Origin of the sequence: Streptomyces sp. LUP47B (assembly GCF_001746295.1) — a bacterium.
Taxonomy (GTDB): domain Bacteria; phylum Actinomycetota; class Actinomycetes; order Streptomycetales; family Streptomycetaceae; genus Streptomyces.
Genome location: NZ_MJAH01000007.1, coordinates 402,269 through 427,509, shown reverse-complemented (window position 1 = coordinate 427,509; position 25,241 = coordinate 402,269). Strand labels below are relative to the sequence as shown.

23 protein-coding genes and 1 pseudogene are annotated in these 25,241 nt (G+C 70.3%); 8 read left to right on the top strand and 16 right to left on the bottom strand.

Going from position 1 to position 25,241, the window contains the following annotated elements:
- Positions 1-33 precede the first annotated feature (33 nt).
- Positions 34-990 carry an alpha/beta hydrolase gene (locus BFN33_RS24310; RefSeq protein ID WP_079140988.1) on the top strand — a complete coding sequence of 319 codons (957 nt, stop codon included), beginning with the start codon at positions 34-36 and terminating at the stop codon, positions 988-990.
- 372 nt (positions 991-1,362) lie between these two features.
- Here BFN33_RS24310 and BFN33_RS24305 read toward each other — a convergent pair whose 3' ends face one another.
- Complete coding sequence (locus tag BFN33_RS24305; protein WP_256122854.1) at positions 1,363-1,947, bottom strand: hypothetical protein; 585 nt, start codon at positions 1,945-1,947, stop codon at positions 1,363-1,365.
- A gap of 269 nt (positions 1,948-2,216) precedes the next feature.
- Between BFN33_RS24305 and BFN33_RS24300 the strand changes: the two genes are divergently transcribed.
- Positions 2,217-3,032, top strand: coding sequence for an oxidoreductase (locus tag BFN33_RS24300; RefSeq protein WP_079140987.1), 816 nt, complete (start codon positions 2,217-2,219; stop codon positions 3,030-3,032).
- Between the two features lie 231 nt (positions 3,033-3,263).
- Here BFN33_RS24300 and BFN33_RS24295 read toward each other — a convergent pair whose 3' ends face one another.
- The gene (locus BFN33_RS24295) at positions 3,264-4,154 is read right to left on the bottom strand and encodes a hypothetical protein (protein WP_256122853.1); all 891 of its coding nucleotides are present in this window, start codon (positions 4,152-4,154) and stop codon (positions 3,264-3,266) included.
- 558 nt (positions 4,155-4,712) lie between these two features.
- On the opposite strand from BFN33_RS24295, the gene denD reads away from it, so the two are divergent.
- Positions 4,713-5,729 carry a D-erythronate dehydrogenase gene (gene denD / locus BFN33_RS24290; RefSeq protein ID WP_069762226.1) on the top strand — a complete coding sequence of 339 codons (1,017 nt, stop codon included), beginning with the start codon at positions 4,713-4,715 and terminating at the stop codon, positions 5,727-5,729.
- Between the two features lie 111 nt (positions 5,730-5,840).
- Here denD and rph read toward each other — a convergent pair whose 3' ends face one another.
- Entirely contained in the window at positions 5,841-8,438 is a 2,598-nt protein-coding gene (gene rph, locus BFN33_RS24285) for a rifamycin-inactivating phosphotransferase (protein ID WP_176742462.1), read from the bottom strand.
- A gap of 276 nt (positions 8,439-8,714) precedes the next feature.
- On the opposite strand from rph, the gene BFN33_RS24280 reads away from it, so the two are divergent.
- A complete protein-coding gene (locus tag BFN33_RS24280; protein WP_069762224.1) occupies positions 8,715-9,218 on the top strand; it encodes a MarR family winged helix-turn-helix transcriptional regulator in 504 nt (167 codons plus the stop codon).
- A 198-nt stretch (positions 9,219-9,416) separates the two neighbouring features.
- Here the strand turns inward: BFN33_RS24280 and BFN33_RS24275 are convergent, their stop codons facing one another.
- The 6 genes from BFN33_RS24275 to BFN33_RS24250 all read right to left on the bottom strand — a co-directional run bounded on the left by BFN33_RS24275 (position 9,417) and on the right by BFN33_RS24250 (position 15,292).
- Positions 9,417-11,156, bottom strand: coding sequence for a PP2C family protein-serine/threonine phosphatase (locus tag BFN33_RS24275; protein ID WP_069762223.1), 1,740 nt, complete (start codon positions 11,154-11,156; stop codon positions 9,417-9,419).
- A complete protein-coding gene (locus BFN33_RS24270) occupies positions 11,140-12,225 on the bottom strand; it encodes a SpoIIE family protein phosphatase (protein ID WP_069762222.1) in 1,086 nt (361 codons plus the stop codon). The genes BFN33_RS24275 and BFN33_RS24270 overlap by 17 nt, the downstream gene beginning before the upstream one ends.
- On the bottom strand, positions 12,222-12,665 hold the full coding sequence (locus BFN33_RS24265; RefSeq protein ID WP_079141003.1) for an ATP-binding protein: 444 nt from the start codon (positions 12,663-12,665) through the stop codon (positions 12,222-12,224). The genes BFN33_RS24270 and BFN33_RS24265 overlap by 4 nt, the downstream gene beginning before the upstream one ends.
- A complete protein-coding gene (locus tag BFN33_RS24260; RefSeq protein ID WP_370743312.1) occupies positions 12,665-13,090 on the bottom strand; it encodes an STAS domain-containing protein in 426 nt (141 codons plus the stop codon). Before BFN33_RS24260 ends, BFN33_RS24265 begins: the two co-directional genes overlap by 1 nt.
- A complete protein-coding gene (locus BFN33_RS24255) occupies positions 13,087-13,986 on the bottom strand; it encodes an STAS domain-containing protein (RefSeq protein WP_069762220.1) in 900 nt (299 codons plus the stop codon). Before BFN33_RS24255 ends, BFN33_RS24260 begins: the two co-directional genes overlap by 4 nt.
- A gap of 133 nt (positions 13,987-14,119) precedes the next feature.
- The gene (locus tag BFN33_RS24250; RefSeq protein ID WP_069762219.1) at positions 14,120-15,292 is read right to left on the bottom strand and encodes a PP2C family protein-serine/threonine phosphatase; all 1,173 of its coding nucleotides are present in this window, start codon (positions 15,290-15,292) and stop codon (positions 14,120-14,122) included.
- Between the two features lie 138 nt (positions 15,293-15,430).
- Here BFN33_RS24250 and BFN33_RS24245 point away from each other — a divergent pair, with 138 nt between their 5' ends.
- Positions 15,431-15,865: a MarR family transcriptional regulator gene (locus BFN33_RS24245; protein ID WP_069762218.1), complete on the top strand. Its 435-nt coding sequence runs from the start codon at positions 15,431-15,433 to the stop codon at positions 15,863-15,865.
- Positions 15,866-16,049: 184 nt separating this feature from the next.
- Here the strand turns inward: BFN33_RS24245 and BFN33_RS24240 are convergent, their stop codons facing one another.
- Both BFN33_RS24240 and BFN33_RS24235 read right to left on the bottom strand, forming a co-directional pair.
- The gene (locus BFN33_RS24240) at positions 16,050-17,261 is read right to left on the bottom strand and encodes a hypothetical protein (RefSeq protein ID WP_256122852.1); all 1,212 of its coding nucleotides are present in this window, start codon (positions 17,259-17,261) and stop codon (positions 16,050-16,052) included.
- 2 nt (positions 17,262-17,263) lie between these two features.
- Positions 17,264-18,331: a hypothetical protein gene (locus BFN33_RS24235; protein ID WP_069762217.1), complete on the bottom strand. Its 1,068-nt coding sequence runs from the start codon at positions 18,329-18,331 to the stop codon at positions 17,264-17,266.
- A 143-nt stretch (positions 18,332-18,474) separates the two neighbouring features.
- On the opposite strand from BFN33_RS24235, the gene BFN33_RS24230 reads away from it, so the two are divergent.
- Positions 18,475-18,822 (top strand): antibiotic biosynthesis monooxygenase, encoded by a 348-nt coding sequence (locus BFN33_RS24230; RefSeq protein WP_069762216.1) that lies wholly within the window; start codon positions 18,475-18,477, stop codon positions 18,820-18,822.
- On the opposite strand, the gene BFN33_RS24225 is transcribed toward BFN33_RS24230, so the two are convergent.
- The 3 genes from BFN33_RS24225 to BFN33_RS24215 form a co-directional block, all read right to left on the bottom strand.
- On the bottom strand, positions 18,800-21,121 hold the full coding sequence (locus BFN33_RS24225) for an FdhF/YdeP family oxidoreductase (protein WP_069762215.1): 2,322 nt from the start codon (positions 21,119-21,121) through the stop codon (positions 18,800-18,802). The two genes, BFN33_RS24230 and BFN33_RS24225, sit on opposite strands and share 23 nt — an antisense overlap.
- A 64-nt stretch (positions 21,122-21,185) precedes the next feature.
- Positions 21,186-21,779 (bottom strand): SRPBCC family protein, encoded by a 594-nt coding sequence (locus BFN33_RS24220; protein WP_069762214.1) that lies wholly within the window; start codon positions 21,777-21,779, stop codon positions 21,186-21,188.
- Between the two features lie 226 nt (positions 21,780-22,005).
- A complete protein-coding gene (locus tag BFN33_RS24215; protein ID WP_069762213.1) occupies positions 22,006-22,197 on the bottom strand; it encodes a hypothetical protein in 192 nt (63 codons plus the stop codon).
- Positions 22,198-22,316: 119 nt separating this feature from the next.
- Between BFN33_RS24215 and BFN33_RS52060 the strand changes: the two are divergent.
- Positions 22,317-22,508 (top strand): annotated as a pseudogene (locus BFN33_RS52060) (alkaline phosphatase family protein); the annotation flags it as partial.
- Positions 22,509-22,609: 101 nt separating this feature from the next.
- Here BFN33_RS52060 and BFN33_RS24205 read toward each other — a convergent pair.
- Positions 22,610-23,578, bottom strand: a complete 969-nt coding sequence (locus tag BFN33_RS24205; RefSeq protein WP_069762211.1) for an NAD(P)-dependent oxidoreductase — start codon at positions 23,576-23,578, stop codon at positions 22,610-22,612.
- A 132-nt stretch (positions 23,579-23,710) separates the two neighbouring features.
- Here BFN33_RS24205 and BFN33_RS24200 point away from each other — a divergent pair, with 132 nt between their 5' ends.
- Positions 23,711-24,307, top strand: coding sequence for a TetR/AcrR family transcriptional regulator (locus BFN33_RS24200; protein ID WP_069762210.1), 597 nt, complete (start codon positions 23,711-23,713; stop codon positions 24,305-24,307).
- Between the two features lie 174 nt (positions 24,308-24,481).
- On the opposite strand, the gene BFN33_RS24195 is transcribed toward BFN33_RS24200, so the two are convergent.
- On the bottom strand, positions 24,482-25,030 hold the full coding sequence (locus BFN33_RS24195) for a GNAT family N-acetyltransferase (RefSeq protein ID WP_069762286.1): 549 nt from the start codon (positions 25,028-25,030) through the stop codon (positions 24,482-24,484).
- Between the last annotated feature and the right edge of the window lie 211 nt (positions 25,031-25,241).

Below are 25,241 nucleotides of genomic sequence, written 5' to 3'. Positions count from 1 at the left end.
GACCGTCAATCGTCACACCGGAGGGATGAGGAAATGAGTCTCAAGAACCAGGATGTGGCTTCGGCCGCGTCGGTGAAGGAAGACATCGAGTTCCGTGCCGACAACGGGGTCGTCCTGCGCGGCTGGGTGATGACCCCGAACTCCGAGGGCCCGCATCCCGCCATCGTGATGACCCCTGGATTCTCTTCGTCGATCACCCGCCTCGAATCCGTCGCCGACGCCTTCGTCGCCCGGGGCTTCGGAGTCCTGCTGTACGACCAGCGGACGTGCGGCAGCAGCGACGGGGAGCCGCGCCAGGACGTCGATCCTGTCGCACAGGACCGGGACATGCAGATGGCCCTGTCCTTCGTTGAGCAACACCCGGCGCTCGACAGCGACCGCATCGGCCTGTGGGGCTCCAGCTACAGCGGGGGAAACGTGCTCGTCGTGGCCGCCACGGACCGCAGGGTGAAAGCTGTCGTCAGCCAAGTGCCCTTCATCTCCGGTTACGACCAATTCGTACTGGGGAACGGCCAGGGCGCGCTCGCCGCGATCGACGACAACATGGATCAGGACAGGCAGGGCAGGCTCAAGGGCGAGGAGCCCGGCCGTATCCAGCTGGTGCGGATGCCGACCGATCCGGCCGACCAGGCCGTCCTCTTCGAGGACCAGGCGGACTACGAGTACCTCGTGGGTGGTCCCCAAGGCCCCGCACCTGGATGGATGAACAGCGTGACCATCCGATCGACCGGACGGGCACTGGCCTATGACGTGCGTCCGTTCATGCGCCGGATCAGCCCGACGCCTCTGCTGATGGTCGTCGCCGGCGACGACCAGACCACTCCGCCCTCGCTCGCTCTGGAAGCCTATGACGCGGCGCTTGAGCCCAAGGAACTCCTGATGATCTCCGGGGGACACTACGGGGTGTACTGGCCGCACCTTTCCCGGGATCTCGTCACCGACGCCGCCGCCCGTTGGTTCGAGACCCATCTGGGCAAGGGCACGCACTGAGTGACGGTGTGGCGGAGACCGGCCTGTGAAGTCGCCCGGGGTCCGGGGTCGGTCTCGCCGGCGCGTGACGCGGCAGCGCACGAGCTCGTCTCCGAGCGCACCGACGGCGGCACGGACGCCGACGCCGAACGCGGCGCGGGTTCGGTCTGACGGCCGTTGATCTTCGGCGCACCTGAGCGGGACGACCGTACGAACATCGCCTTCGCCCGCGCAGTACGCAAGGCCAACCGCAAAGTCGCCCTCAGCGGCTGTTGTCGTACCGATCTCGGCCGCAACGCGGAGGTTGCGAGACTCGCGGCGGACGCGGGCGCATTCTCCACACCTGTCGTGGCTCGCCGACGGAGAAGAACTCCCGGCCGCCGCGTGCGGCGCTCACAGTGCCGGAACGGGGAGAAGCAGTGACACCTGCGGGCCCGCCTCCCGAGTCGGCGCGGGTTCCATGGCCCGCGCCGTCGTACGGGTCTGGCTGGTGGCGAAGACGAACAGGCGCAGTACCAGGAAGCGCCCGATACCGGCGAGCCCAGCGGCGCTGAGGTAAGCAACCTGCTCGTAGAGCGCTCCGGCCGACGGCTGCACCAGGTGCAGGACGAGCATCGCGGCGGAGGTCACCGCGAAGGCTGCCGCGGCCGACCCCGCTGACTGCCAGTGTCCGCGCCATCCGGCGCGCCCTGTGCCGAAGGTGAAGCGTGCGTGGAGTTCCGTGCCGAGGGCCGTGGAGGCGACGGTGATCAGCGCGTTCGCCGCGGCCCAGGGCATCAGCCCCGCGAGTCCCGCCACCGCGGCACTGGAAGCGCCCCCGACACCGCCGCCGAAGAGGACGAACCGGGCGAAGGAGGCGAGAGGGCCCGGGGTGCCGGGGGCGCGCAGCACCGCAGCCGTACCGGTCTTCGTGCGCTCCACCTGCAGCGCCTCGTCCACCATCCCCGACTTCAGCTTCGGCGAGACCAGCGACTTCATGGGAAGTCCCTTTCGGGGAGAGGGTTGCGGCAGGCGCTCATAGGTTTTTGCAGTACGACCATAAGACAATAAGCAGCGAGCCGACTCACGAGCAAGGGTCTGGCGGGTTTTGAATTATGACCGTACTCACATGGGTCCGGCCGTCACCCCTCCTGTACCGCACCCCCCCGGTTCCCGGATTGCCGGACGCGAGCACTTGCCATCAGTCGACGACGACTCTATGGTCGTATGAACGTAATATATACGACCGTAATTCAAAGGAGATCGTGATGACGACAACTCAGCCGGTGGCGCTCGTGACAGGTGCCTCGTCAGGGATCGGCAAGGAGACGGCCCGCGCCTTCGTCGCGGCGGGCTTCAAGGTGATCGGAACCGGCCGCAAGACCTCCGGGCTCACCCCGCCCGCCGGGGTGACGTACCTAGACCTCGACGTCGGAAGTGACGACTCGGCCACCGCCGCGGTCGCAGAGGTGATCGACCGGTTTGGACGCATCGACGTCCTGGTCAACAACGCGGGCATCGGTGCGGCGGGCGCTGTCGAGGAGAACTCCGTCGCCCAGGCCCAGAGCGTCCTGAACATCAACGTCCTCGGTGTCATCCGTATGACGAAGGCCGTGCTGCCGCACATGCGTGCCCAGGGCGGCGGACGCGTCATCAACATCTCGTCCGTTCTGGGGGTCGCGCCCCAGCCCTTCATGGCCCTCTACGTCGCGTCGAAGCACGCCCTCGAGGGGTACTCCGAGTCGTTGGACCACGAGGTCCGCGAGCACGGCATCCGTGTCCTGCTCGTCCAGCCCGCCTACACCAAGACCAGCTTCGACACCAACGCCGCGCAGCCCGACACCCCGCTGCCGCTGTACGCGGAGCGACGCCGCGTCTTCGACGAGGTGGTCGCGGAGGCGATGAAGGCCGGCGACGACCCCGCCGTCGTCGCCAAAACGATCGTCACCGCGGCCACCGACAAGAAGCCGAAGCTGCGCTACACCGCCGGCCCGCTGGCCTCACGCGTCACCAAGGCGCGCCGCCTCGTTCCCGCTGGAGCGTTCGACAAGCAGATCCGCAAGAACAACCGCATGCCCGCCTGACATCCAAGAGCGACGGCTTCGCCGCCCGCCCGTCCCCCTGCCGGCTCCCTCCCGCACGGTCGTCGTGCCGCAGGTGCGTCGGAGCCGTGGTGGGCCCGGGCGCCCGGGCCGGCGCCGCGCACACGACAACGTCTCGCCCCAGGCCCCTGTCCCGGTCGACCGGGTGTGTCGGGTGCCTGGGGCGAGACTGCCGGATGCCTCAGCGCGTGGCGGTGCCGGCTGCGGTCCTGGTCAGGAGCGCCGTGTGCGGCGGCTTCCGTAGAGGGCGGCCGCGCCGAGGGCGATCACCATGGCCGCGCCGCCGGCTATCAGGCCGACGGGCGCGCTCGAACCGGTCTCGGCCAGCGGCGGGGTGCTGTCGCTGGGCGAGGGCGCCGGGGAGGTCGGGGGCGTCGACTCCAGCGGAGGGACGTCCGGCGTGGTGGGCGGAGTGGAGGAGCTGGGGGGCGGGGTCGTGGCCGTGGCGGGCGGAGTCGTCTCGTCCGCCGGCGGCTGGCTGGCGGGCGGCCTGCTCGGGCTGTCCGGTGTGGACGGGGAGGCCGGGGGAGTCGGGGAGTTCGGCTGCTCGGGGGTGCACGACTTGTCGCCGCCGTTCCACGCCGCGATCAGGTGGTAGGGCGTGACGACGTTGTCGGGCTGGTAGGGGGCGGGCCCGTGACCCTCGCCCGACCCGCCGTCGTAGATGACGTCGTCGCCGTACAGGTCGATCTGCCCGTAGCAGTCCGGCGTCTTCACCGAGAGCTTCTGCCAGGTCCGCTTCGCGTCGTCGGCGCCGGGGAGGTCGTCGGCGCCGAGATAGACCGTGGCGTGGTCGACGAGGGTCTGCAGACCCGAGGTGTTCCAGTTGGGTCCCTCGGTGGTGTATTCGGCAAGTGAGACCGGGTACTTGCAGCTCTCGCCGACCGTCTGTCCCGGAGCCAGCCGCACCTCGACGGTGCCGGGGGCGGAGGACCACTGGTGGAAGCCGCCCTGAGAGGTCCAGTCGGCATCGACCGGCTTTCCGGCGGCGTCGACGAAGCGGTACTGGACCGTGGCCGTCTGGCAGCCGCCCGCGGGTGTGGCACTGGCGGCAGCGGCCCCGAACAGGGGAGTGGCAGTGGCGATGAAGGCGGTTGCGGCCACAGCGGCCGACGTTCTGGAGCGTGAAAGGCGCGTCAAGATATGTCCTGGCGGGTTCGTGAGTGTGGGAGGTGGCAGGACGCGAGCAGCCGCGGCAGGCGGAGAGTGGGAATACAACCCGTGTCTGAGCCACTCGCGTCACTTCGCTCGCTTCAGTGACAGCGAGCGAGCCGCATTCTTGTCGCTCTTCACAAGTCCCGTCAATCTTTCACCAGTTCGGCACAGGCGGGCGTCCTGGCTTGCGAGTTCTGCCCTGGTATCCGCAGGCGGCGACGACAGAATGCGGAGTGAGTGGCGGGGAACAACCGATGTCGCCATCGATCATGCGGCGAGCGAATTTCTGTCCTCGGCGATGAACTCTGCGTGCCCCACGGCACGTTCGCCGCGGAAGTCGTTCCCGGCGCGTTCGTCGTCCGATCCGTCGGCGTCGTAGTCGATCACAGTCGTAACGTAGTACAGCGTGACGCGACCACCCGTCGAGGGCCCTCGGAACCGGCGGTTGCCGGGGCCGAGCGGGGTACGACAACGATGGGACGAGCCGCCTTCGGAGGAGATGAACGGGTGAGAATCGTCGTGACGGGTGCGTCCGGGTTTCTCGGACGGCTGCTGGTCGGCGCGTTGATGCAGACGGGAGCCTTCGGCGGTGCGCCGATCGGGCGTCTGGTGCTGGTCGACCGTGTGGCCTGGCCCGACGTCTCGCAAGGTGCCGGGGCGCCGGTCCAGGTGGTGCACGGGGAACTGCTCGAGCACCTGGACACGGTCTTCGCCGAGCCGGTGGACGTGCTGTTCCATCTCGCCGCCGCGGTGTCGGCCGAGTGCGAGGCCGACTTCGATCTCGGGATGCGCGCCAACGTGGACGCCACGCGCGCGCTGCTGGAGGCGGCGCGGGCGCAGTCCCGGTCGGGCGGGCCGGTGGTGCGGATGCTGTTCGCCAGCAGTGTCGCCGTCTACGGCTCCCACCCCGGCCTCCCGCTGCCACCGGCGGCCAGCGAGACGACGGTGCCGGTACCGCGGTCGAGTTACGGCACCCAGAAGCTGATGTGCGAACAGCTGATCGCGGACTGCACCCGCCGCGGCTTCATCGACGGGCGGGTCGTGCGGCTCATGACGGTGGCGGTACGGCCTGGCAGGCCCAACGCGGCCGCTTCCGGCTTCCTGTCCGGCATCGTGCGCGAGCCGCTCGCGGGCCTGGCCGCCGTCTGTCCGGTGGATCCCGGCCTGAAGGTGGCCCTGTCCTCACCTCGGCGCACGGTGGCGGGAATCCTCCGCGTCGCCGAGGCGGAACGCGGCACCGGACCGGGGCGCCTGGACGGCCCGCTGCCGGTCAACCTGCCCGCACTGACCGTCTCGGTCGCCGACATGCTCGCGACCCTGCGGCAGGTGGCCGGTGACGCCGTGGCCGACCGGGTCACCGTCGCCCCCGATCCGGCGGTCGAAGCGATCGTCGGCTCATGGCCGGCCGTCTTCGACCACCGACGCGCCGCCGCGCTGGGCCTCGGCCCCGACCAGAGCTTCCTGTCGGTGCTCCAGGACTACCTCACGGATCACCCCGACGCGGTCGCCACCCCGTTCGAGTGAAGTCATCACCAGCACCGCGGACGACCGGCACCGGGAAGCACCACCTAATGGTGACTCAGGGGGCCGGTGAAACCTGAAGCACCACTGTGTCGGGGCTTCCCGGTGGATCCGTCAAGGCAGGATCTCGACGTACCCGTCGGTTCCGTGCACGCGGATCCGCTGTCCGTCCCGGATCCGTCGGGTGGCCTGCTCCACGCCCACGACGGCCGGCAAGCCGTACTCCCGGGCGATCACCGCGCCATGGGTCATCAGACCGCCCACCTCCGTCACCAGGCCCGCGATGCCCACGAACAGCGGCGACCAGCTGGGGTCCGTGAAGGTCGTGACCAGGATGTCGCCCTCTTCGAGATCGGCCTCCGCGATGTCGAGGATGACGCGGGCCCTCCCCTCGACGGTCCCGGTGGAGACCGGTAGGCCGACCAGGGCGCCGGCCGGCACGTCGTCGCGCCGGTACGCCCCGCTGAGAGCCTCGCCGTCGGAGGTGAGGACCCGGGGAGGTGTGAGCGCTTGGTACGAGCGGAACGCGTCCTTGCGCCGCTGGACGAGCTGGTCGTCCACCTGCTTCGAGCGCACGACGTCGTGGAACTCCTGGAAGGTGAGGTAGAAGACGTCCTCCCGGTCGGCCAGCACGCCCGCCTGCACGAGTCGCTCGGCCTCCGCCAACAGGGCCTGCTTGTAGACGAAGTAGCGGCTGATGATGCCGTACTTCGGGTACTCCCGGTATCCGATGAAGGTGCGGACCCGCTCGATCATGCCCTTGGTCTCGTCGGCCTTCCGTTCCCCGTCCGGCAGGGTCCGCAGGCGTGACAGCACCTCCTGCTCCTTCTGCTGCGCCTTCCGGCGCCCTTGCTCGAAACGCCGCTGGGCGGCGCCCTGTTCGAAGTTCCTGACGTTGTCGAGGATCAAGGGGACGAGGGTGCTGGGGCGCTCGCGCCAACGGGGCCTCGTGATGTCGATCTCGCCGACGCAGCGCATGCCGTACCGGTCGAGGTAGACCTCGATGGCATCGCGCGCCTCGGCGCCGCCCGGGAGCTTCGCCAGCTCGTCGACGAAGCCGTCGTCCTCGACGCCCTCGAGGAACCCGACCACCTCCGGATGCGGGCGGATCGCGTCCGCGACGTCGAGCAGCGCGAGACCCATCTCGGACGTGATGTTGCCGGGGGCGGACAGCGTCAGCGTGTCAGCCGCGTTCTTCTCGCCGAGCCACTCCTCCAGCTTCTCGTTGAGCCACCATGTGGCCTCCATTCCCGCCATGATCACCTGAAGGTTCAGCGGGTCACCGAGGACTCGTTTGTGCTCCTGGAAGGCCTCCAGCAGGAAGTCGAACAGCGCCGGGCCGGTCTTGGTCCGGGCGTCGCGCCGGAGGGCGGCGACGGATGCCTGGCTGCGCTCGATCAGCCCGGTGACGACGGTCGGATCGGTCTCGATCGGGGCAGGCGGGGAGGCGGCCGACGGCCTGCCGGGAGGCGCGTCCGGAAGCGACGGGACGAAATCCTCGCGGTCGAGGACGGTCTCCAGCGCGTCCCGGACCAACGGATCACCCTTCCCCATGAGGTCCAGCAGGCCGGCGCGGCTCGCGGGCGAGGCCAGGCGCCGGGTGACGTCGACGAACAGCCTCCCGCCGGCCTCGTGCATCGGCACCATGGCCGTCAGCCGCCACATGGACAGCCCCAGGGGCTTCATGGCGTCGGTCATCATCTGCTGATGACCGACGGAGACATAGACGTGGTTCTCCTGGTCGTCGCTCTCCGGGACGGGGAACAGCGTCGTGATCGGCCGGCTCTGCACGATGTGGAAACAGTCGTCGGACAGGCACCATTCGATGTCCTGCGGGCGACCGAAGTGCGCTTCGATGCGCCGCCCGAGCTGCACGAGTCGGATCGCCTGCGCATCCGTCAGCGCCGGCTGCTCCTGCCGCTGCGCGTCGATCCCCACTTCCTGTGTGCCGCCGGACGGCAGGGCGTGAACGGCACGCAGTTTCGCGGAGATCGTCCTGGCTACGACTTCGTCGTGCCGCACCTTGAAGACGTCCGGGTTCACCAGACCGGAGACCAGCGCCTCGCCGAGGCCGAAACCGGCGTCCACGGTGGCGACCGTCCGGTCACCGGTGACGGGGTCGGCGGTGAACAGGATGCCGGACGCCTGCGGGAAGACCATCTGCTGCACGACGACGGCCATGTGGACCGTACGGTGGTCGATGCCGTTGCGGCGGCGGTAGATCACGGCCCGTTCGGTGAACAGCGAGGCCCAGCACCGGCTGATGTGGCGAAGGATCGCCGTCGGTCCGACGACGTTCAGGTACGTGTCCTGCTGGCCCGCGAAAGAGGCCGTCGGCAGGTCCTCCGCCGTGGCGCTGGATCGCACGGCGTAGGCGGCCTGCTCGCCGGACCGGGCGAGCGCTTGGGTGATCGCCTCGGCGACATCGGCCGGGATGGCGGTCTCTTCGATGATCCGGCGGATGTCCGCGCTGAGTGTGCGGATCGCCTCCTGGTCGTCCGGATTCACGCGCGCCAGCTGGTCCAGCCGATCGTCGATCGACGGCGATTGCGCCACGGCCCGCCGGTAGGCGTCCGTCGTCACGCAGAAGCCCGCCGGTACGCGGATGCCTTCGATCCGGGACAGAGCGCCCAGGTGCGCGCCCTTGCCGCCCACGACGGCGACCTGACTCTCGTCAATCTCTCGAAGATCCAGCACGTCCCGCTCGGTCACCTCGTCACCGTCCCCGGTTGCGTTCCCCGTCGACGAGTTGGTCGACAACAAGTCGTTCCCCATTTCCGCAGGTTGTGGCCTCGGCCGACGATTGTGCGCGGTGACCCGGGTCTTGCCGCAAGCCCCCCTGCGCGCTATAACTTAAGAGTGGCAAGGAGAGTTCTCTCCTTGCCTTTGCCTTTTGTGGCCATGTGCTTGCTCGACGACTCACCGGGTACCGCGTTTGAATGAGGGCGGTATCTGCATGGCCAGGCGATTACTGAAAGCGATGCGTGTGTGACTCGTCTCAGTGGCTCGGGGGACGACCGGTCGAGCGGACCGGGTGACGACCCACTCTCCGTCGCGCTGGAGATCGCCGACGCCGTGGACGGTCTCGCGAACGTGTGGTCGGTGGCCGCCCAGGGGGCGAGCCTGCGGCTGTCACCGCACCAACTGAGAGCGCTTCGGGTTCTGGAGTCGGAACCGGGGCTCAATCTCACCACTCTGGCGGAGACCATGGACATAGGGCCGCCGACAGCCAGTCGGTTGTGCGATCGGCTGGAGGCGGCCGGCCTGCTGGAGCGGCTGCTGCATCCGCACAGGCGACGTGAGGTGCAGCTCGTGCTCACGGGACGTGGCCGGCAGATCCTGAACGAAGTGGCCGCGCGCAGATCTCAGGCGCTTGCCGTGGTCCTCGCGGCCATGGAACCCGGCGAGCGGGCGGCGCTGGGCGGCGGCCTGCGGGCCTTCCTGACCGCTCAGGGCGATACCGGCAAGCCGATCGACGACCCCGAACGCTGACCGGACGGTCGGCCCCGGCGCCGCGGATCTCGACCGGTCGAAGGTGCCACCGCCGATGGCACGGACCGGATTCGACGTGGGCCCGAGCGACGGGTGCGGGGGCCTGCAGGCAGTGGTCCGTGTCGCGGTCCGAGCCGGTGAACCAGCGCGTGGGGTGTGGCCGCACGTACGCGGGCCTTCGTGGACGGCTATAGGCCTTTACGGCGTCACAGTGTGGCACAGCAGCAGGCAGACGTCGTCGTCCCGTTCGGAGTCGTACAGGAGGGGCTTGAGCAGGGCGTCGGCGGCGGCGTCCAGGTCCTGTTCCAGCTCCGGCGCGGTCAGCGCCGCGAGAGCGCGGCCCAGACGCCCGATACCGGGGTCGATGCCCTGCCCCCGGCGTTCGACCAGGCCGTCGGTGTACAGGACCAGGGAGGATCCGGCGGGCAGGTGGGTCCGGTGATCCGTGTACACGTAGGGCAGCGGGATGCCGAGCATCACGCCGGGTTTGGCGTCGAGGATCCGTACGGTGCCGTCGGCGGTGCGCACGACGGCGGGCGGGTGACCGGCCGACGCCCAGACCACTTCCGGGTCGCCCGGCCGGAAGCGGGCGATCAGCGCGGTGGCGTACAGGTCGGGTTGCAGGTGGCCGAGCATGCGGTGCAGGCGCGTGAGGATCTCTCCGGGGGTGGCGTTCTCGACGGCGTAGGCGCGCAGGGCGGTGCGCAACTGGCCCATGACGACTGCGGCGTGTAGTCCGTGCCCTGTGACGTCCCCTATGACGGCCAGCAGGCTGCCGTCGGGCTGGAGGAAGGCGTCGTACCAGTCGCCGCCGATGTTCATGCCCCAGGTGGCGGGCAGGTAGCGCGCGGCCAGCAACAGGCCGGGCTGGGCGGGTAGTTCGGTGAGCTGGGCGCGCTGCAGGGCTTCGGCGGTGTTGCGGGACTGCTGGTAGCGGTGGGCGTGGTCCAGGGCGACGCCGACGCGGCGCGCGAGTTCGACCAGCATGACGGAGGTGTCCTCGTCGAAGCGGGGGCCGGGAGCGGTGAGGGTGAGGACACCCAACAGCCGCTGTGCGACCAGGGGGATGGCCAGCAGTGGTCGCTGGGGGGACAGGGCAGAGGGCGGGAGGTCGTCGACGCCGGGCAGGGCGCCGGGGTGGGCCGCGGCGTGCTGGGGACGGCCCGTCCGGGCGGCGGCGACGGCGGCGGCCGAATGCTCCCGGACGCGGTGTGCGCGCTCGTCGTCGTGGTCCGCGTACTCCTCCTCGTCGAAGAGCCAGACGTCGAGATGCTCCGCGTAGTCCGGCACCAGCATGTCGGAGAGGCGGCGCAGGATGGCCGTATGGCTGAGGGACGAGGTGATGGCGGCGCTGGCGTCACCGAGAAAGGTCAGCAGGCGCCGGGCCCGTTCCGCCTCGGCGCGTGCGGTCCGCTCGGCTTCCAGGAGGTCGCGCTGGGCGAGTGCCGCGGCCTCCAGGTCGGCATGGAGCGCCAGAACGCCCTGGTTGGTCTGATGCAGTTCCTCCCGGTGCAGCCGGACCAGGCTTTCCTGCTCGTCGAGGAGGCTCAGCACCGCCGCGGTGTTCTCGTCGGCGCGCAGCAGGGCCTCCGGCAGCGAGGTGGAGGCGCTCAGAGCGTTGGGGGCGGGCTGGTGAGGCAGCGGGCACGTGAGTAAGGGCGCTTCGGCCGGTGAGCCCGGTCCGCAATGGCCGACCGGGCTCAACGAAGCCTCGAGTCGGCCCGTCTGCCCGGCGTCGGACCGCCGTACGTGGAGCAGGAGTTCCCACTCTCCGCCCCGGCCGAGGCAGTGGCGCAGCCGTGCCGTCAGCGCGGTCAGGAAGCGGGCTCGGTCCAGTGTGGTTGCCCCGGCGTCCGTGGCGATGCGGTCGACGGCGGCGCGGGCCCGGGCGGCGTCGGCGACGGACGCGATTTTCCGGACGTCAGGGGATACGGTCATGCGGGTCCGTCCGGGGAGCGGGAGTCAGTACGGCCACACTGGCGTCGTCGCGCAAGGGGCGGGCAGCGCTGCCGGCGTCCCTCAGGGCGACCGCGGCCACCACGGCCGGGTCGTGCAGGGCGAGTTGGGGGTCGTCGGGCGGCACCCAGCGGCTGGGCAGCCCGTCGCTGTGCAGGACGAGCAGACTGTCCGGCGCCCAGGCGGTCGCGGTCAGGGGCACGCTCGCGGGGAAGTGGGCGCCGACGATGCCCGGGTGGGAGATGAGGGGCCGCCAAGCGCTCTCGGTGCGCAGCCTGGCGCCGATGTTGCCGACACCGGCGAACGACAGCCGGTCGCTGTCCTCGTCCAGCTGGGCGACGCCGACGGCCGCGCCTCGGGTGGCCCGCAGGGCCGTGTGCAGTTGCCGCAGGATCTCGGCCGGCGACAGATCAGCACACCGGCGCAGTTCTTCCATGGCGGCGGTGGACGCCTGGGCCGCCTTCTCCCCGTGGCCCAGTCCGTCCACGAGCATCAGCGTGACCCGTTGACCGGAGCGCACCCGGCCGAAGGCGTCTCCGGAGTGCTCCGCATGGGCGAGGGAGGTGGTGATTCCCCCGGCCCTGGTGCCCGTACCCGAGCGGACCTGACGGGGTTGAGGGTCGCCGGGCGCCCGGGCCGGGGCGATGCGTGCCACCGCGATGGTGCCCCGGCCCGGCCGGCTGTGCAGGTCGAACTCGCTGGAGACACGCCGGCAGGTACCCAGGCCCGCGCCCAGGGAGGAAGGAGCGGTCGTGTGACCGTCCCGCATCGCTGCCGGGACGTTGTCGATGCCCGGTCCGTGATCGAGTGAGGCGATCTGCACGCAGGGCACGTCCTCGGCGCACGTGTTGGAGGGGGCGGTCAGGTTGATGAGGACGCGGCCGCCGCCGGCGTGCTTGACGAGGTTGGTGCCCAACTCGGTGGCCACCAGCGCCGCGATCGCCGTGGCATGCGCGTCCAGCCCCGCGTCGGCACAGGCGGCTTCGGCCGCGACGCGTACGTCCCGGACCCGGGTGCTGTCCTGCACCGGGATGTCCCACACCCTGGTCAAGGCGCACCTGTGCGGGGCGCGGGCAGGCCGGAGACCCAGTCGGTGATGGTGACGGTGGTGCCCTGGCCGGGTCGGCTGTCGAGATCGAACTCCTTGACGAGCCGCTTGGCCCCGCTCAGCCCCATGCCCAGGCCGCCGCCGGTGGTGTAGCCGTCGGTCATGGCGAGCTCGACGTCCCGGATGCCGGGGCCCGCGTCGACGAAGGCCAGCCGCAGTCCGCGGTGGGTGGTCTCTGTCAGCACCGTCATCTCCATGTGCCCGCCGCCACCGTGCACCAGGGCGTTGCGGGCCAGTTCGCTGGCGGCGGTCACCAGTTTGGTCTGCTGGACCAGGTTGAAGCCGAGGTCGGCAGCGGTCTGGCGCACTTGCTGTCGTACCCAGGCCAGGTCGGCGTCCGAGCCGATCGGCAGACGCGTGGTCGAGGTGATGGGGGCATGCATCATGCACCCTCTTCCAGGTGAGCGGTCGGAGCCGCCGAGGAGACACGGCCCAGCAGGGACAGGGCCTTCTCGACGTTCAGGGCGGTGCTCAGGCCGGGCAGGGTGAGACCCAGTTCGACCAGGGTGATGGCCACCGCCGGACGCATGCCGGCCAGTATGGTGCGCGCGGCCAGCAGGCCTGCGCTCGCGGCGATCTCGGACAGGACACGGCCGAGGAAGGAGTCGATGATCTCCACGCCGGAGAGGTCGATGACCACACCGGCGACGGGCATCGGACTGGACGCGATGCGCCGGGAGATGTCGTGCTGGAGCTGTTCGGCCGCCCCGTCGTGCAGCTCTCCCTGCAGGGTGACCAGCAGGACGTCGCCCAGGGCCAGTACCGGTACGGGGCCCGGGCCGGGATGCATGGCGGGGAGGCCGGTCACCGCGGGCCCGCCTCCGTGACCGGGCGCGCGGAGACGACGATGCCCTGCTGGGTGAGCGCGTAGGCCAGGGCGTCGGCGAGGCCGGCCCGCGTGATGATCGACCCGAGGTCGATGCCGAGCTGGACGATGGTCTGCGCGATGGCCGGGCGGATCCCGGAGACGATGCACTCCGCGCCCATGAGCCGGGCCGCGGCGACCGTCTTCATCAGGTGCTGGGCCACGAGCGAGTCGACGGTCGGGACGCCGGTGATGTCGAGGATGGCGTACGCGGCACGCTGGTCCACGATGGCTTCCAGCAGGCTCTCCATCACGACCTGGCTGCGAGCGCTGTCCAGGGTGCCGATCAGCGGTACGGCGACCACGCCGTCCCACAGCTTGATGACGGGGGTGGCCACCTCGAGCAGCTGCTGGCGCTGCCGGGCTATGAGCTCCTCGCCCGCGCTCACCGTCGTCTCCATGATCACCAGGCGCAGTGTGGAGGTCAGGACCGCCAGAGCCTGCGTGCACGCCATGACCCGCGCGTCGTCGGCGTCGTCCTGGAACTCGGCAGCCAGCAGTGCGGTCACCGGCTCGCGCAGGTCCGCGACCTCGCCGGCGATCTGCACCGGCGTGTACCCGGCTCGGGCCCGGGCCGCGGCCATCCGGCCGAGCTGGTCTCTCACGGTGCCGAATCCCGGCGCCTCGACATCCTCCAGCCGTCCGGAGCGGGCCACGTCGGCCAGGGCGTCCACGACCGCTTTGCCCGCCTCGACCGCCTCGTCCCGGGAGACGGTGAAGACCGTACGGAACAGGGCGGCGTCCGCCCAGCGTTGGGCGATCTGTTCACGACGCCGTTCCAGAAAGGCACCCAGCTCCTTCGCCGTTCCGGGGGCCGTGTCGTGGTCCGCCACCTGAATCGTCTCCTTGCCTGCGAGGCCGTAGGGCCCGCCGGGCGGTCAGGCCATGTGGCAATTATTGCCGCATGGCAAACGTTAACGCGAGCGTGTGGGGCGAACAACATGCGGTCGCCGCCATGGGGTCGGTTCGCTGTCACGCGAACTGTGGTCTGCCGCGCCAGTCCAGACACACGATCAGCGCGTCGTCGTCCGGCATGGCTTCACCGCGGTGGCCGGTCAGCTCCCGCAGGATGGCGCGCGGCACCTCGGCCGCGGGCAGCAGGCGCGTGGAGTGGATGGCCCGGGCGAGCGCCGCCTCCCCGTACGCCTCTCCCTTGGGGGAGGCCACGGCATGGACGCCGTCGCTGACGAAGACGAGCCGGTCGCCGGGCTCGACGTGGAAGTCCTGCGCCACGTAGTCGGTCTCCTCGAACATGCCCAGCGGGAGCTGCGCTTCGAAGGCGACGCGTTCCACCGTCCCGCCGCGCAGCCGCAGCAACTGCGGGGAACCGGCGTCCACGACGCTCGCCCGGCCGGTAGCCAGATCGAAGTCGAACATCAGGACCGACAAGTAGCAGTGCCCCCGGTAGTGGGCGTACACGGCCTGGTCCGCCAGGGCCGCCTGGTCCGCGATGGAGAGCCCGGCGCGCCGTGCGTTGCGCAGCGCGTTGATGGCCAGGTTCGTCAGCAGGGACGCCTCTATGCCCTCGCCCATGCCGTTGGTGACGTACAGCATCAGACGGTCGGCGGTGCCGGACCAGTCGAAGTTGTCGCCGAAGATGGCGTAGGCGGGCTCCAGTTGGGCCCCCAGGTCGTACTCGGGGCGGGAGCAGACGCGGCCGGGGAGCAGCTGCCACTGCATCTCGGCGGCCAGCGTCAGCCGGTCCTTGCGCCGCGCCTGGAGATACACGTCGGTGTCGCGCTCGGCCACCACCACCTCGTGCCCCAGTACGTCGGCGATGTCGGCCAGTTCCGACTCCCACCGGTGCGCGGCGTCGTCGTCGGACAGCGTGAGCGACAGCACGCCGAGCCGGTCGCCGCGCACACTGACCGGCAGATGCAGACGGGTCCGCCCGTTCCGCCCTTCCTCCCGGTGCGGCTGCTGGGAACCGAAGGCCCGGCCGGGCGGGCTGTTGTGCACCGACACCGGCACCAGCGTGTGCGGCAGCACTGACACCGGCTGCAGCACGCTCAGGCTGTAGTCGGCCATGAACAGCTCGACGTCCTCCGCGCCGTACTGCTCGATCAGTACGGCGCGGATGGCGTCGAGCAACTCGTGGGGGGCCGCTGTACGCAGAGCGCGCTCAACGGCCAGAAATCTCTTCATGATGTGAAATACACCTGTCCTTCGCCGGACGACGTACGTCAGCGCCCGTGCCTAGTACGCTGACAGCACCCCAGTGCCTGCGAGAGTGTGATAGTGACTGCCTTCCGCCGCCGCTCAGAGCGCGATGAGGTCGCACGCGTGACCACCACGGCCGTCGAACTGCTGGAGGTCGTGTGGGGCCGGGCCTCGACCGCGCCCACCTCCGCGTCGCAGCTTCGGGTGCTGCACATCCTCGAACACCACGACGGCATCAACCTGCGCACCCTCGCCGAATCCCTCGCCTCGACCCCACCGTCCACCAGTCGGCTGTGCGACCGGCTGGTGGCGGCCGGGTTCGTCGAGCGGGTCGTGAGCGAGGAGAACAGGCGTGAGGTGCGGCTGCATCTCAGTGGCCCGGGCCGCGCCTTCCTCGTCGACCTGCGTGCCCGCAGGGAGAGGGAATTGCAGACCGTGCTGGCGGACATGCCTGCCGCCAAGCGGGTCGCGCTGCTGGAGGGGCTGGAGGCGTTCTGCGTCGCCGCTGCCACGCAGATACACGACGACACCGCGGATTCCGGCAGCCGGACCGCCTGAGCCGGCGATCGCGCCGACAGCGTCTTTGTCACCTCTCGACATGGGTGACCAGCACACGGAGTGGTCTCCGTCCACCGGAGCATTCCAGGTCCTTCCCCGTACGTCCGACACGGTTACTGTGTTGCTTCCCGGCTTTTGTTGTCAAACGGCAACAGTGCGCCTGACCGCCCTTACCCGAACTCGGTTACCCCGTCACACCGAGTTCTTCGGTGGGTGTGCCGTATGTCTCTCGAACGAGGGAAGCCGCGCATGCGCGGAGCCATCCGGGGAAGGGGATGGATTTCTGCTCACCGAAGCGCAACGTACGCGGCGCGAAGGTGCCTTCGGGGCCGTCGGCGCGGCCGACCGACCACACCGTGTCGGTGCCCGGTACCGGTGCCAGCCACAGTGTCCGGGAGTCTCCCTCCCCGGCCACCGCCGGTTCGCCGTACTCGGTGAACGACTGGCCGTTCCAGGCGAGGAAGTCCGGCCCGGTGACGAGCGGCGGAGAGCTGTCGGCCGGGCCCCACTTCTGCGAGCGGGCCACCGACACCCAGGCCAGTCCGCCGGACGTGGAGGCCGCCAGCGAGCTGACGGAGCCGAAGTCGGTCGGGACGCTCACCCGGCTCCACGTCTGTCCGTCGAAGCGGAGCAGCAGCGGCGGAATCGGCCGGCCCGGCGGGCCGCCGACGAACCCGGCCGTGCCACCCGCCCACACCTCGGTCGGCGAGACCGCCAGCACACTGCCCACGGCCGACCGCGGGAAGCCGTCCACGACCGTCTGCTGCCACGCCTGCCCGTCCCAATGGGAGACGGCCGCGCCCGAGTCGGTGGCGCCCGCGGCCCAGACGTCGTCGGCCGCCCTAATGTGCAGCCCGTACACCGATCCCGGCGGCACCGGCACGTCCCGCCAGCCGCTCCCGTCCCGGCGCAGCAGTACCTGGGCACCGTCCCGCGAACCGATCAGCCAGGCCTCACCGCCGCCGGCGACGATGCTGGTGAGCACCACACCGGGCGGCGGCGGGCTCTCGGACCAGGCGATGCCGTCGAAGCGGAGCAGACGGGCGCCGCCCGCCGCGTCGCGGCCGACCGCCCAGACCATGGTCGGTGAGGTGGCGGCGACGGACAGCAGCTCTCCCTGCCAGCCGATCCCGGGCAGGCTCTGGCGGTGCCAGGCGGTTCCGTCCCAGCGCAGCACCAGCGGGAAGCCCGGCGCCTCGCGCCCCACGGCGTCGGCGCCCACCGCCCACGCCCGGTCCGGACCGAGGGCCACGGCCTCGTTCAGGGCGGCCTGCGGGCGTACCTGCGCCGGAACCGGAACATGCTGCCAGGACAGGGGTTGCGCCGCGGCCGAGCCCATGACGGTGATGATGGTCATGGCGACGGCGAGGGCCGCGACGAGAAGTCTTCTTGTCATGCTCAGCCTCCCAGCCGCTCGCTCATCAGGTTCGGTTTCGAGCCGTAGATCTCGACGGTGCCGAAGGACAGCAGTGCGGAACCGGCCCTCGTCAGCGCACGGGGTTTGACGTCGATCGCGTTCGTGCGCTCCGGGCCGTAGGAGAAGGTGGTGCGGGGGCCGTCCACCCGCGCGTACCTCGACTGGAAGGCGCGGTCGCTGCGCATCGGCAGCCACAGCGCGCCGTCCGGGCCGCGCACCATGCCCTCGGTGTAGGTGTCGCCCAGCGGCGGGTGGGCGGTGCGCCAGACGTGTCCGTCGAAGGTCATCAGGTAGGTGCGGGCCACGCCGTCGGTGTACTGGCTGCCGCCGATCGTGATCCGGCCGGACGGTTCGAGCAGGAGCGTGTGCACGTTGCTGTTCGGCGGCAGCGGCACCTTCGCGTCCTGCCACGCCGTGCCGTCCCAGTGCAGGACGGCGGTCCCGGTGCTGGTGTCCGCCCAGGCCCAGGCGTCGTCGGCGGCACGCGCGGTGACACCCATCAGGTACAGCACGTCGGCCGGGGTGGCCTGTGCGGTCCAGCGGGAACCGTCGTAGTGCAGCACCTTCAGCCCGGTGTCGTCCTCACCGACCACCCACGCGGCACCCGGTGTCGCGGTGAAGTCCTGGTAGGTCCACAGGGTTTGCGGCAGTGGGAGGGCACTCCACCCTCCCGCCGACCGGCGCAGGATCTCGCCCTCTCCCGCACGGTCGTGGAAGATCCATACTTCCGTGCCGACGAACTGCACCTTGCCGAGCCGGCCCGGCTCACCGGCGCCGGGGAAGGTGGTGTCCCGACTCCACGCCGTGCCGTTCCACCGGTACAACATCGGCCGCGGTCCGTCGGCGGCCTGCTCGTACCCGGTCGCCCACGCCTCGGCCGGCCCGCGGGCGGCCAGAACGGACACGGTCACGGGCGGGGCGGCCGCCGGCACCGGCAGGTCCGACCAGCTCCGTTGCACGGCAGGGTTCGGTGTCACGGCCGCAGCCGGCGACACGACCGCGGCACACGCGATCACCAGGCAGACGACGACCGCACGGAGACCGTTCACGAGACCTCCCAGAACGCGAAGGCCGCACACGCTATGGGCCTTCACCGATCCGTGGACAGACGGCATTCGGCCGGTTGTGAGTTCGAGTCGGGGTGCGAGATCGTTTGAGGCGATACTGCTGGTGTCGTCGTTGGAGGACTCGCGTGACCGATCCCGTGCCCGCGTCGCTGCCCGCCCCGCCCTACTACGCCGTGGTGTTCACGGCAGTACGGACCGCCGGCGACAACGGCTACGGGGAGATGGACGAGCGGTTGTTCGACCTGGCCGCCGACCAGCCGGGATTCCTCGGTGTCGACGCCGCTCGCGGTGCCAACGGCCTGGGGATCACGGTGTCGTACTGGAGGGACGAGGAATCGATCGCCGCATGGCGGGATCACGCGGAGCACGCCCTGGCCCGTGTGTACGGACGCGAGCACTGGTATGCCTCGTTCTCGGTCCACGTGGCCAGGGTCGAGCGCTCCAACGCCTTTACCCGACCGGCGAATACGTAGGTGCCGTCGGGCGCGTCCGCGGCTCGAGGCGGACGACGATGCCCTTCGACGTGGGCTGGTTGCTGATGTCGGCGACGCTGTCCAGCGGCACCAGGACGTTGGTCTCGGGGTAGTAGGCGGCGGCGGAGCCCTGTGCGGCCGGGTACGGGACGACCTCGAAGTTCTCGGCGCGGCGCTCGGTGCCGTCCGCCCAGACACTCACCAGGTCGACGCGGTCGCCCTGGCCGAGGCCGAGTTGGGAGAGGTCGGCCGGGTTGACGAGCACGACGTGGCGGCTGCCGTGGATGCCGCGGTAGCGGTCGTTGAGCGTGTACGGAATGGTGTTCCACTGGTCGTGCGAGCGCAGGGTCTGCAACAGCAGATGGCCCTCGGGTGCCTTGGGGATCACACGCTCGTTGCGGGTGAACAGCGCTTTGCCGGCCGAGGTGTTGAACACGCCCTCGTTGACGGGATTGGGCAGTTGGAAGCCACCCGGGCGCGTCACCCGCGCGTTGAAGTCGTGGAATCCCGGCACGACGCGGGAGATGCGGTCGCGGATCGTGCCGTAGTCCCCCTCGAACCGGTCCCACGGGATGTCCGGCTTGCCGCCGAGGGTGCGGCGGGCCAGCCGGCACAGGATCGCGACCTCGCTCAGCAGCAAGGGGGACGCCGGTTCGAGGCGCCCCTTCGAGGTGTGCACCTCGCTCATGGAGTTCTCGACCGTGACGAACTGCTCGCCGTCGGCCTGGACATCGCGTTCGGTGCGGCCGAGGGTCGGCAGGATCAGTGCCGTGTCACCGCAGACCGTGTGCGAGCGGTTCAGCTTGGTGGAGATGTGGGCGGTCAGCCGGCACGAACGCATGGCCTCCTCGGTGACCTCGCTGTCGGGAGCGGCGCGTACGAAGTTCCCGGCCAGGGCGAGGAACACCTTGACGCGGCCCTCGCGCATCGCCTTGATCGAGTTCACCGAGTCGAGTCCGTGCGGGCGTGGCGGATCGAAGCCGAACTCCTTCTGCAGCGCGTCGAGGAACGCGTCCGGCATCTGCTCCCAGATGCCCATCGTGCGGTCGCCCTGGACGTTGCTGTGCCCGCGCACCGGGCAGGCGCCGGTACCGGCGCGACCGAGATTGCCGCGCAGCAACAGGAAGTTGACGATCTCCCGGATGGTGGGCACACCGTGCTTGTGCTGCGTGATGCCCATCGCCCAGCAGACGACGACGCGTTCGCTGCGCAGGACCTCGTCGCGGACCTTCTCGATCTCCTCGCGGGTCAGTCCGGTCGCCGTGCGCACGTCGTCCCAGTCGACGGTGCGGGCATGCTGCGCGAACTCCTCGAAGCCGGCGGTGTGGGCGTCGATGAAGTCGTGGTCCAGGACGGTGCCGGGCCGGGCGTCCTCGGCTTCCAGCAGCAGGAGGTTCAGGGCTTGGAAGAGGGCGAGGTCGCCGCCGGGCTTGATGTGCAGGAAGCGGTCGGCGATCTGGGTGCCGCGTCCGATGACGCCCCGTGGCTTCTGCGGGTTCTTGAACCGTCGCAGGCCGGCCTCGGGCAGCGGGTTGACCGCCACGATGCGGGCGCCGTTGCGTTTGGCCTCCTCCAGGGCCGTCAGCTGGCGCGGGTGGTTGGTGCCGGGGTTCTGCCCCACCAGGAAGATGAGGTCGGCGTGGTGGAGGTCGTCGAGGCTGACGGTGCCCTTGCCGGTGCCCAGCGTCTCGCTCAGGGCGAAGCCACTGGACTCGTGGCACATGTTGCTGCAGTCGGGCAGGTTGTTGGTGCCGAAGGCGCGGGCGAAGAGCTGCAGGACGAACGCGGCCTCGTTGCTTGCCCGGCCCGACGTATAGAAGACGGCCTCGTCCGGGGAGGCGAGCGAGGTGAGCTCCCCGGCGAGCACCCCCAGGGCGTCGTTCCAGCCGATCGGCTCGTAGTGGTCCGAGCCCGGCCGCTTGATCACGGGTTCGGTGAGCCGGCCCTGCTGGTTGAGCCACATGTCGGAGCGCCCGGCGAGGTCCGAGACGCTGTACTCACGGAAGAAGTCGGCGGTGATCCGGCGATCGGTGGCCTCGTCGTTGATGTGCTTGGCGCCGTTCTCGCAGTACTCGTTGCGATGGCGCTGCCCCGGGGCCGGATCCGCCCACGCACAGCCGGGACAGTCGATCCCGCCCACCTGGTTGATGGTGAGCAGGTCCACCCCGGTTTTGCGCGGGGAGGTCTGCTCCAGTGAGTACTCCAGCGCGTGCACGACCGCGGGGACCCCGGCCGCCCACTTCTTCGGTGGTGTCACCGAGAGAGTGGTCTCCGGCTCCTCGCCGGGCGGGTTCTGCATCGCTTCGCCTTTCTCTCGCCGCGTCTGTCCTACGGCGTCCGTCCTGCCGTCTGCTGTGCGCGGGTCAGCCGACGGGCCACTGCGCCACACGGCTCCTCGGCGGTTCCGGGTGATCGTGCTGTACCCGGCCGTTGCGGATGGTGCCGCGCCAGGCCCCGCCCTCCTGTCCCAGCCCCTCGATGAACTGCTTGAAGTGCAGGAGCTCGCGGCGGACCAGCCTGGCGGTCACCTGTGTGACCTTGGAGGAGCGGGTGAGCCGTCCCGTGGCTCCGCGCGGCTCGAGCAGCATCCGGACGGTGATGGCCGTGCCGCCCGACTCCGTGGGCCTGAACTCCACCTCTCCCTGGTGCGAGGGGCGCTGCTCCAGGCCGCGCCAGGCCAGGTAGGAGTCGGGGTCCTGCTCCACGATCTCCACCGCGAAACGGCGGCGCAGTGGCCCGTACCCGATGGTCCAGGCGGTCACGGTGGGCCGGACCTGTTCGACGTCGTGCACCACGGTCGAGAACCGGGGGAAGGTCTTGAACTGCGTCCACTGGTTGTACGCCGTCCGCACCGGCACCGCGACCTCGACCGTCTCCTCGACGTGCTGTCTGCGCAGCGGCCGACGGCGGGTGACACCGTCGGTGACGGCCTGCCGGGAGTCCTGTTCGCGCGCCATCGTGGCCTCTCCTCCGGTGCAGGGATCCGGGCTGGTACACCCGCCTCCCTCTCGTGTGTCAGGGCTTCTCTCCCGGTTCCCCCATTACGGTCTTCGAGTCGCGCGAATGCGCCACCGTCCCGCTCGGTCCCCGGCTCGGGATCAGGGGCGTGGCCGGTGGTCGCAGAGCCGTCGGCGCGCACGGCCGTGACTGGCTCACACGGAACATGTCGGAGTCGCTTGACGCTCAGCGCGTCGCGGTGTGTGTCCTGCGGCGGCGCAGGGCGAACACCGTGGTCGTGGCGACGGCGGTGGCGAGCCCGGCGGCGAGGGCGACCGGCACGGCGGGGGAGGTGCTGCCGGTGTCGGCGGCGTTCTGTGCCTTGAGGTCCGCGACGTAGGGCGCGCACGGGTTCTTGTCCGACGTGGCCGGGGACACCTGGGAGTGGCGCGTCGCCGCGAGCTGTGGATGAACTGACGACCAATTCTGGCTTTTCCTCTGGTGAGGAGCGGGTCAGGAGCGCGCTTCAGGGACCGGCGGCCTGCTTACGATCGTCAGCGGCCCGATGTATCCCGTACGACCGGCAGCCGCTGCTGGTCATCTCCCCCTACGGCAAGGTCAACAAGGTCGACCACACCGCGACCGAGCAGGAGTCGATCGCCCGGTTCATCGAGAACAACTGGCGCACCGGCCGTGTCGGCGACGCCTCCTTCGACGAGCGGGCGGGCAGCCTCACCGGCATGTTCGACTGAATCCTCTGCACCGACTTGACCGAGCCGTCGGTGTTCAGCGGGACGTGCTTGTTTTTGGGGTGCCGGAATGCCGCGCCGAACAGCGCGGCCCGGGAGGTTCACCTGAACGGGCTGCCGGGCGGCGGTGCGGCGACAGACGTTTGTCCGGCGCGGGGCCGTCCCGCGTGTTCCTGCGGCTGTCGTACGGATGCGGGCCCGCCGTCGGTCCGGCTCTCCAGCGCGTGCAGCACGGCCACCATGTCCTCGTCGCCGTGGCCCTGCTGGACGGCCTCGCCGTACAGGGCGTGGCAGACGTCGAGGAGCGGGGAGGCCAGACCGGCCTTGCGGGCGGCCTCGGCGATCAGACGGTTGTTCTCCAGGACGTTGGTGGCGGCGGCCTGCACGGTGAAGTCGCGGGCCAGCAACTTGGGCCCCTTCACCCGTGACACGGCGCTCGCCATCGGGCCCGCGTCCAGGACGTCCCGCAGCAGGCGCTGGTCGAGTCCGTACCGGTCGGCGAAATGGAACGCCTCGGCCAGTCCGGTGACGAGGGTGATCAGGAACAGGTTCACCGAGAACTTCATCAGCAGCGCGCCGGGGACCGCGCCGCAGTCGAACGTCTCCCGGCACATCGTGGCCAGCAGAGGACGTACGGCCGCGACGGCGTCGTCGTCTCCCGCCGTCATTCCCACCAGCTCTCCCTGCTCGGCGGGGATGCGGGAGCCGGAGACGGGAGCCTCGACATACCTTCCGCCCGCCGCCCGGACGGCATCCTGGAGACGGCCTGAGTACTCGGCCGAGGTCGTGCCCATGTGCACGACGGTCCGTCCGGCGACGAGACCGGCGAAGTCCGGGGTGTGGCGCCCCAGTACGGCGTCCACGGCAGCTTCGTCGGCCAGCATGAGGAACACCGTCCGCGCCCGGTCGAAGACCTCGGTGGGGCTCGCGGCGACCTCGGCTCCGGAGGCGTGCAGGGCCTCGCACCGGCCGGGGGTGCGGTTCCACACGACGAGAGGCGTCCCGGCCCGGACGAGGTTGAGGGCCATGGGCTGCCCCATGGTTCCGAGGCCGATGAATCCGACGTACACAAGGCACCGCCTTCTCCGGCTCATGCCGAAAGCCGAGCCGTCGCCGCACACTATGACAGCGGTCATAGTAAGCGCGTCTATGACGGCGGTCATAGAGTGGACCCCATTACCCACCACACAGGGAGGTCGGCGATGGCGGTGCCCGAGAGGGGAGCACGGGAGCGGATGGTCTTCAGCGCTGCTCAGCTCATCCGGCGCGACGGGGTCGCCACCACCGGCATGCGCGAGGTCGCCGCCCACGCCGGCGCGCCGCGCGGTTCGCTCCAGCACTACTTCCCCGGCGGCAAGGAGCAACTGGTCAACGAGGCGGTGGAGTGGGCAGCCCGATACGCGGGCCAGCGAGTCGCCCGCTTTCTCGCCGCCCTGCCCGAACCGACGCCGAGCGGGCTGTTCACGGAAATGGTGCGCCAGTGGACCGACGAGTACGAAAGCGTCGGCTTCGCGGGCGGCTGCCCCGTGGCCGCCGCCACGGTGGACTGGGCGGAGTCGACCGCGTCCACGCGGGGGGCCGTGGCGGAGGCCTTCGCCACCTGGACCGCTCCGGTGGCTCGGGCGCTGACCGACATGGGCGTGCCCGAGGAACGAGCGGCCGCGCTGGCCACCCTCATGGTCAGCTCCTTGGAAGGAGCGATCCTCATGGCCCGGGCGGAGCGGGACACCCGTCCGCTGATGATCGTGGCCCGCGAACTCGGCCCGCTCCTCGACGCGGCGGTGAGCCAGGACGGCTGACCGGCCGTCCACGGCCGACCGCACCTACCCGCATGGCACTGGGCCGACGATGGGTCCCCGGCGTCACCGGCCTCCGCGCGCGGAATGCGGTCATGATCAGGGTGCCGGGGGAACAGTAGGGCGGGCCGAACAGCTCGGTGAAGCGCTTCGTGACTCCCGGCCGCCGTGTCGACCTCAAGCGGGCGGTGTGACCGGGGACCACTCGCCCATCCACTGTTCGGCGTCCCACTTCTCGAAGCGTTTCACTTCGGTGAACCCCAGCTTGGCCGCGAGGCGCATTGAGCGGGCATTGGCGGTCTGCGTGTAGAGCACCACCGGCACGCCGGGATGCGCGTCGGCGAACCAGTCGAGTGCAGCCGCGCATGCCTCGGTGGCGTAACCGCGTCCCCACGCCTCCGGAAGGAACAGGTAGCTGAGCTCGGCCTCCCCGGCGTCCGGACGGACGTTGCCGCGACGCTCCGCTTCGCGCCGGCTGACCTCGACCGTGCCGATCATCGCTCCGTCGAGCTCGATCACGAAGAGACCGGGGCGCCGCCCGGGCGTCTCAGGCACCGAGCGCTCGAGCTCATCACGCGGTTGAGGGCCACCGAGGTAGGTGTGCACATCCGATGAGGCGAGCAGTTCGATGAACGCCGCGCGGTCCCGGGCCGCGGACTCGCGGAGCACGAGCCGCTCGGTTTTGATCGGGTCAAGTGGCCAGGCGACAACGCCGAGTTGAGTCATGACGGGCAACTTATCGCACGCCCGGGAGGATGATCCGAAGGAGATGGCTTGGTCGGCGCGACGGGCTTCGGGGCGTGGATGGATCTCCAGCTGGGCGGCCAGGTCGGCCGGGGTGTGCCGAGGCTTTCGCCGGGGTGTGCCGAGGCCTTCCTCAAAGCGAGCGGGACGCGGCAGCGGATCGGATCGGATCGGGTCGGTGAGGGCGCGGCCG

Excerpts from the sequence above, each read along its gene's own strand:
- BFN33_RS24310 (WP_079140988.1), top strand. The coding sequence starts at position 34 with ATGAGTCTCAAGAACCAGGATGTGGCTTCGGCCGCGTCGGTGAAGGAA.
- BFN33_RS24300 (WP_079140987.1), top strand. The coding sequence starts at position 2,217 with ATGACGACAACTCAGCCGGTGGCGCTCGTGACAGGTGCCTCGTCAGGG.
- BFN33_RS24220 (WP_069762214.1), bottom strand. The coding sequence starts at position 21,779 with ATGGCGCGCGAACAGGACTCCCGGCAGGCCGTCACCGACGGTGTCACC.
- BFN33_RS24200 (WP_069762210.1), top strand. The coding sequence starts at position 23,711 with ATGGCGGTGCCCGAGAGGGGAGCACGGGAGCGGATGGTCTTCAGCGCT.
- BFN33_RS24225 (WP_069762215.1), bottom strand. The coding sequence starts at position 21,121 with ATGCAGAACCCGCCCGGCGAGGAGCCGGAGACCACTCTCTCGGTGACA.
- BFN33_RS24265 (WP_079141003.1), bottom strand. The coding sequence starts at position 12,665 with ATGCATGCCCCCATCACCTCGACCACGCGTCTGCCGATCGGCTCGGAC.
- BFN33_RS24305 (WP_256122854.1), bottom strand. The coding sequence starts at position 1,947 with ATGAAGTCGCTGGTCTCGCCGAAGCTGAAGTCGGGGATGGTGGACGAG.
- BFN33_RS24250 (WP_069762219.1), bottom strand. The coding sequence starts at position 15,292 with ATGAAGAGATTTCTGGCCGTTGAGCGCGCTCTGCGTACAGCGGCCCCC.
- BFN33_RS24240 (WP_256122852.1), bottom strand. The coding sequence starts at position 17,261 with ATGACAAGAAGACTTCTCGTCGCGGCCCTCGCCGTCGCCATGACCATC.
- BFN33_RS24195 (WP_069762286.1), bottom strand. The coding sequence starts at position 25,030 with ATGACTCAACTCGGCGTTGTCGCCTGGCCACTTGACCCGATCAAAACC.
- BFN33_RS24275 (WP_069762223.1), bottom strand. The coding sequence starts at position 11,156 with ATGACCGTATCCCCTGACGTCCGGAAAATCGCGTCCGTCGCCGACGCC.